The sequence below is a fragment of the Pseudoalteromonas sp. TB64 genome (genome assembly GCF_000498095.1).
Classification (GTDB): domain Bacteria; phylum Pseudomonadota; class Gammaproteobacteria; order Enterobacterales; family Alteromonadaceae; genus Pseudoalteromonas.
In genome coordinates this window covers 1-6,158 of the sequence record NZ_AUTQ01000064.1, presented here as the reverse complement: position 1 = coordinate 6,158, position 6,158 = coordinate 1, and the positions used below count along the sequence as shown (strand labels likewise).

5 protein-coding genes and 1 pseudogene are annotated in these 6,158 nt (G+C 43.5%); 3 read left to right on the top strand and 3 right to left on the bottom strand.

The annotated features are described in order from the left end of the window. The 3 genes from L647_RS0102695 to L647_RS0102685 form a co-directional block, all read right to left on the bottom strand. Nucleotides 1-518: acyl-CoA dehydrogenase family protein (locus tag L647_RS0102695; protein WP_024609829.1), on the bottom strand; the 518-nt coding region annotated here is incomplete at its 3' end. A 161-nt stretch (nucleotides 519-679) separates the two neighbouring features. Next, a complete protein-coding gene (locus L647_RS0102690; protein ID WP_002961870.1) occupies nucleotides 680-2,170 on the bottom strand; it encodes a CoA-acylating methylmalonate-semialdehyde dehydrogenase in 1,491 nt (496 codons plus the stop codon). Nucleotides 2,171-2,294: 124 nt separating this feature from the next. After that, on the bottom strand, nucleotides 2,295-3,476 hold the full coding sequence (locus tag L647_RS0102685; protein ID WP_024609828.1) for an acetyl-CoA C-acyltransferase: 1,182 nt from the start codon (nucleotides 3,474-3,476) through the stop codon (nucleotides 2,295-2,297). Between the two features lie 330 nt (nucleotides 3,477-3,806). On the opposite strand from L647_RS0102685, the gene L647_RS0102680 reads away from it, so the two are divergent. The 3 genes and pseudogenes from L647_RS0102680 to L647_RS01000000123530 all read left to right on the top strand — a co-directional run. Then, complete coding sequence (locus L647_RS0102680; protein ID WP_024609827.1) at nucleotides 3,807-4,241, top strand: MerR family DNA-binding transcriptional regulator; 435 nt, start codon at nucleotides 3,807-3,809, stop codon at nucleotides 4,239-4,241. 56 nt (nucleotides 4,242-4,297) lie between these two features. Further along, nucleotides 4,298-5,473 (top strand): isovaleryl-CoA dehydrogenase, encoded by a 1,176-nt coding sequence (locus L647_RS0102675; protein ID WP_024609826.1) that lies wholly within the window; start codon nucleotides 4,298-4,300, stop codon nucleotides 5,471-5,473. A 10-nt stretch (nucleotides 5,474-5,483) separates the two neighbouring features. Continuing rightward, nucleotides 5,484-6,158 (top strand): annotated as a pseudogene (locus L647_RS01000000123530) (carboxyl transferase domain-containing protein); the annotation flags it as partial.

Below are 6,158 nucleotides of genomic sequence, written 5' to 3'. Positions count from 1 at the left end.
CCGCCTGTACGTGCCATTACAACTAATACTTCGGTTTCGCCAGCGCCCGATATAAACATTTTTGAGCCGTTAATAACGTACTCATCGCCCTCAAGCACGGCTTTAGTTTTAAGTGATGCGGCATCTGAACCCGAACCTGGCTCTGTTAAACAGTAAGAGGCAAGTAGCTCGCCCATTACTAATTGCTCTACGTATTGATCTTTAACTGCATCGGTACCAAAACTTGCTACCATCCACGTTGCCATATTATGAATGGTCAACATGGCCGTGGTTGCTGTACAGCCCATAGCAAGCTGTTCAAAAATAATACTCGAATCTAAACGCGATAAACCAAGTCCGCCGGCTTCCTCTGGCGTGTATAAACCACAAAATCCAAGCTCGCCCGCTGCTTTAATCGTGTCTTTAGGAAAAATATGTTCGCGATCCCACTTTGCTGCATAGGGTGCGAGTTCTGACTCTGCAAATTGACGTGCAGTTTGTGCAAAAGCTTGTTGATCTTCTGATAAATTAAAGTCCATGGTAGAGACCTCTTTAGTTGTGTGTTTGTTGTTGCGTGTCGTTTTCCCATTACAGGAATAGTTAGTGACGAGCAGCGAAGACTTATGTGTGTTGTGTGTGAAGTAGCCTTCGCGCCCATCTTTTTTATTATTAGTTATTTAGTTATTCGTTTTAATCATGATTACTTTAAGTTAATGCTCATGTTTGGACCAGACGCAATGTCGTCTTCAAACCAACGTGAGGTAATCGTTTTAGTTTCTGTGTAAAAACGAATACCTTGTTTACCGTACGTGTGTGTATCGCCGTAAAACGAGCCTTTCCAACCAGTGAACGAAAAGAATGGAAGTGGCACCGGAATTGGCACATTAATACCGACTTGGCCCACTTCAATTTCGTGTTGGAATTTACGAGCCACTGCGCCGCTTGACGTAAATAACGAGGTACCGTTACCGTAAGGGCTGTCGTTAATAAGTGCGATTGCTTCATCAAGCGTGTTTACAAACATACACGCTAGTACTGGGCCAAATATTTCTTCTTTGTATAAATCCATCTCTTTGGTTACGTCAGTAAATAACGTTGGGCCAACCCAGTTACCTTGCTCATACCCTTCAACCGTAAAGTCAGAACCATCAATTAAACAGGTAGCGCCTTGCTCTTTACCACCGGCAATGAGTGATAAAATACGTGCTTTTGCTGCTTTTGATGTTTGTGGACCGTATGCCGCATTAGCATCATCCCACACGCCTGGGCGTACATTTTCAAAGCCTGCTTTAATTTCATCTACCCATTCGCTTGCTTGACCTACAAATACAGCAACCGAAATACCCATACAACGTTGGCCAGCTGCACCGACCGATGCGCCTACTAGGTTGTTTACAACGTGCGATTTACTTGCATCAGGCATAATAACCATGTGATTTTTAGCGCCAACACACGCTTGCACACGTTTAAGATTTTGTGTGCCTTTAGAATAAATATAAGCACCTACACCACACGAGCCAACAAACGAAATAGCGCGCACTGCTTTATCTTCTAGTAAGCGGTCTACTTGTGGTTTTGTACCGTGAACAACTTGTAATACGCCTTTTGGTGCGCCGGCTTCAATAAATAGCTCTGCTAAGCGCATTGGTGTAAGTGGATCTTGCTCAGACGGTTTTAAAATAAAGGTGTTGCCACACACAATAGCCAGCGGGAACATCCAAAGTGGGATCATTGCAGGGAAGTTAAACGGAGTAACGCCCGCACACACGCCAAGTGGCTGCATGTAAGAATACGTATCGATTTTACGCGCTACGTTTTCCATTGTTTCACCCATCATTAATGATGGTGCGTTCGCTGCCTGTTCTACTACTTCAATACCACGCCAAACATCGCCTTTTGCATCTTCAAATGTTTTACCCAATTCGTGGCAAATAATGGTAGCAAGCTCATCGTGATGTTCTTTTAATAGCGCAGCGTACTTCATCATAATGCGTGCACGTTCAGTAATGGGTACGTCTTTCCATGTTTTAAACGTCTCAGAGGCTGAGGCAATTGCCGCGTCCATTTCTGACTCGGTGGTGCATGGCACTTGTGCAAGTACTTCTTGAGTTGCTGGGTTTATAACGTCGATAAGCTCTTTAGACGCTGATTGAATAAATTCGCCATTAATAAGTAGTGGAACTTGGTGCATAATTAAATCCTAGTGTGTGAGTTGTGTGTTCTCTTTAAAATTGGTAGCGCCGCTTTGTTAGTATTATGAGTGCAGCGCTTTTATAGTTATTCGTATAGCTTTCTTATAACTATTTAATACCTAGTTAATACGCTTCTACGGCCATAGCAACTGCTTCACCGCCGCCAATACATAAAGACGCAATGCCTTTTTTAAGGCCTCGGTTTTTAAGGGCATGAATAAGCGTTACTAAAATACGCGCGCCGCTTGCACCAATTGGATGACCCAATGCACATGCACCGCCATTCACGTTTACTTTGCTTTCATCAAGTTTTAACTCGTTAATAGCCAGCATGGTTACCATGGCAAATGCTTCGTTAATTTCCCAAAGGTCAACATCGGCGGTTGTCCACCCTGCTTTTTCAAGTACGCTGCTTATTGCCCCTACTGGCGCAACTGTAAATTCACTTGGTTTTTGAGAATGTGTGCTGTGGGCTACAATTTTACAAAGCGGTGTTAGCCCTTGCTCTTTTGCTTTTGATTCGCTCATTAATATAAGCGCTGCGCCACCATCTGAAATTGACGATGAATTAGCGGCAGTAATAGTGCCGTCTTTTTTAAAGACTGCACGTAAGGTAGGGATTTTCTCAGGACGGGCGTTACCTGGTTGCTCGTCAATCGATACTGTTACATCGCCTTTGCGTGTTTGCATTGTGTGCGGTGCGACTTCACTATCAAAGCTACCGTTTTGTATTGCGGCTTTTGCTTTACTTAATGAGCCCAGTGCAAACGTATCCATTTGCTCACGTCCAATGCCGTATTCATCGGCGGTGTCTTGTGCAAAACAGCCCATTGCTTTGTTGTCGTAAGCGTCTTCAAGACCATCGCTCATCATGTGATCTTTTATTTCGCCATGCCCCATACGCATTCCGCCACGCGCTTTTGGAATAAAGTACGGTGCGTTGGTCATGCTTTCCATGCCACCAGCAATAGCAGATTGAATAGAGCCGGCTTTAATTAAATCGTTTGCAAGCATGGCTGCTTTTAAACCAGAGCCACATACTTTGTTAATTGTTGTAGCGCCGGTGCTAAGTGCAAGTCCTGCTTTTAACATGGCTTGGCGTGCGGGCGCTTGCCCAAGCCCTGCTGGTAATACACAGCCCATTATTACTTCGTCTATTGCATTATTAGCTAAACCAGTTTGTGCAAGTGCACTGGCAATGGCGGTAGCGCCAAGCTCGGTAGACTGCGCATCACTTAACGCTCCCATAAATCCGCCCATTGGGGTGCGTTTTGCTGCTACAATTACCACTGATTCTAAAGTCATAACTAACTCCGTTGTAATTTAATGCAAATAGTTGTTAGTATATTTGCTCTATTAATTTAGTATTCATTAATTGTTTAATACCCTTACACAATACTAACGTTTACGCCAACGTCAACTAAAAACAACTTAATTTTTGGTTTTAAAAGTGTAATTATTATTTTCCAACAGTAAGGCTGTGTCTACAACATAAAGTCAACTCATTGAATACTAACAATATGACGCAAAAAATAATACCAACACCTCTTCAAAAACACTTTCAAACCACACCAAGCTTTACCTTTACGTCAACTTCACTTATATTGGGGTTATTCGAATGAGGTAAATACAAAAATGAAACCAGATAATCAAACAAACTTTGCAAGCTCATCTAATGTACCAGCAAGTAATGAACAAACGTTTAGCATTAGCGAACTCGCTAAAGAATTTGACATTACAACCCGCTCTATCCGTTTTTACGAAGACCAAGGGCTAATAACACCAGAGCGAAACGGGCAAACCCGTATTTATTCAAAACGCGACAAAGTGCGTTTAAAACTAATACTACGCGGTAAGCGCCTTGGCTTTACATTGGCCGAAACCGGTCGTTTGTTTGAACTGTACGACGCAGATAAATCAAGCGCTAAGCAGTTGGTTACCATGCTTGACCTTATTTCAGAAAAAAAAGCAGACCTATCTCAACAAATGGACGACATTAAAGTTGTTCTTATGGAATTGGTAACAGCCGAGCGCCGCTGCCGCGACACCCTTAACAAAATAGACGAGTAAGTTTATTTTTAAAATAAAAACACACTGACAACACACACGTCACACAGGAATGAATCATGAGCACTATTTCACTATATAAAGAAATGAACTTTGGCCTTGGCGAAACTGCCGATATGATCCGCGACCACGTAAACAGTTTTTCGAGTCAGGAGATTGCCCCGCTTGCTGAAAAAACTGATTTAGATAACGCTTTTCCAAATCAACTTTGGACACAAATGGGCGAAATGGGCGTACTGGGTATGACCGTATCTGAAGAACTTGGCGGCGCCGGTTTAGGTTACTTAGAACATGTTATTGCTATGGAAGAAATTAGCCGTGCCAGTGCCTCTATAGGTTTAAGCTATGGAGCACATTCTAACCTGTGTGTTAATCAAATTAACCGTAACGGTACACAAGCTCAAAAAGAAAAATACTTACCAAAGCTTATTAGTGGCGAACACATTGGAGCTCTTGCAATGAGCGAGCCTAATGCAGGCTCTGACGTTGTATCGATGAAACTTAAAGCCGAGAAAAAAGGCGATAAGTACATTTTAAACGGTAATAAAATGTGGATCACCAATGGTCCAGATGCACACACTCTAGTTATTTACGCTAAAACAGATTTAAACGCCGGCGCTAAAGGCATTACCGCGTTTATTGTTGAGAGCAACTTTCCTGGTTTTTCAACGGCGCAAAAGCTAGACAAACTGGGCATGCGTGGCTCAAACACCTGTGAGCTGGTATTTGAAAACTGCGAAGTGCCAGAGGAAAACATTTTAGGTAACTTAAACGAAGGCGTTAAAGTACTTATGAGTGGCCTTGATTACGAACGCGTAGTACTTGCAGCAGGCCCGCTTGGCATAATGCAAGCGTGTATGGATATAGTGGTACCGTATATTCACGAGCGTAAACAGTTTGACACCCCTATTGGTCAATTTCAGTTAATTCAGGGCAAAGTAGCCGACATGTATACACAAATGAACGCTGCGCGCTCATATGTGTACACGGTAGCTCGCTCTTGTGACCGTGGTGAAACAACCCGTAAAGATGCAGCCGGTGCCATTTTATATGCAGCAGAGCTTGCGACTAAAATGGCGCTTGATGCGATTCAAATTTTAGGTGGCAATGGCTACATAAACGAATACGCAACGGGCCGCCTGCTTCGTGATGCTAAATTATACGAAATTGGTGCAGGCACATCAGAAATACGCCGCATGCTTATTGGTCGCGAACTTTTCACTGAAAGCCGTTAAGGATTAAACCATGACGATTTTAAAATCGAGCGTTAACCCTCACGATCCAACGTTTGTGCAAAACCACAAAAACATGTCGGCGCTGGTGGACGATTTACGCAGTAAAGTAGCAACAATTAGCCAAGGCGGAGGCGCTGCACTAAAGGAGCGCCACGAAGGCCGTGGTAAATTATTTGTACGCGACCGTATAAGTACGTTAATTGACGAAGGCTCACCGTTTTTAGAAATATCGCAATTTGCTGCCTTTGGTGTGTACGAACAAGCAATACCGTGCGCCGGTGTTGTAGCNCCGGTATTGGCCGTGTTAAAGGCATTGAATGCATGATTATTGCAAACGATGCCACGGTTAAAGGCGGTACATATTTTCCGCTTACTGTTAAAAAGCATTTACGCGCACAAGACATCGCAGAGCGCTGCCACTTACCGTGTATTTATCTTGTAGATTCGGGCGGTGCTAACCTGCCTGAGCAAGACGATGTATTTCCGGATAAGCTGCATTTTGGTCGTATTTTTTACAATCAAGCCCGTATGTCGGGTAAAGGTATTCCACAAATTGCCGTGGTAATGGGGTTATGTACCGCAGGTGGTGCATACGTACCGGCAATGGCAGACGAAAGCATTATTGTAAAAGATCAAGGCACTATATTTTTAGCCGGTCCGCCGCTTGTAAAAGCAGCAACAGGCG

Bases quoted from the DNA above. Each gene is read 5' to 3' on its own strand.
- L647_RS0102690 (WP_002961870.1), bottom strand. From the start codon at position 2,170: ATGCACCAAGTTCCACTACTTATTAATGGCGAATTTATTCAATCAGCG.
- L647_RS0102685 (WP_024609828.1), bottom strand. From the start codon at position 3,476: ATGACTTTAGAATCAGTGGTAATTGTAGCAGCAAAACGCACCCCAATG.
- L647_RS0102680 (WP_024609827.1), top strand. From the start codon at position 3,807: ATGAAACCAGATAATCAAACAAACTTTGCAAGCTCATCTAATGTACCA.
- L647_RS0102675 (WP_024609826.1), top strand. From the start codon at position 4,298: ATGAGCACTATTTCACTATATAAAGAAATGAACTTTGGCCTTGGCGAA.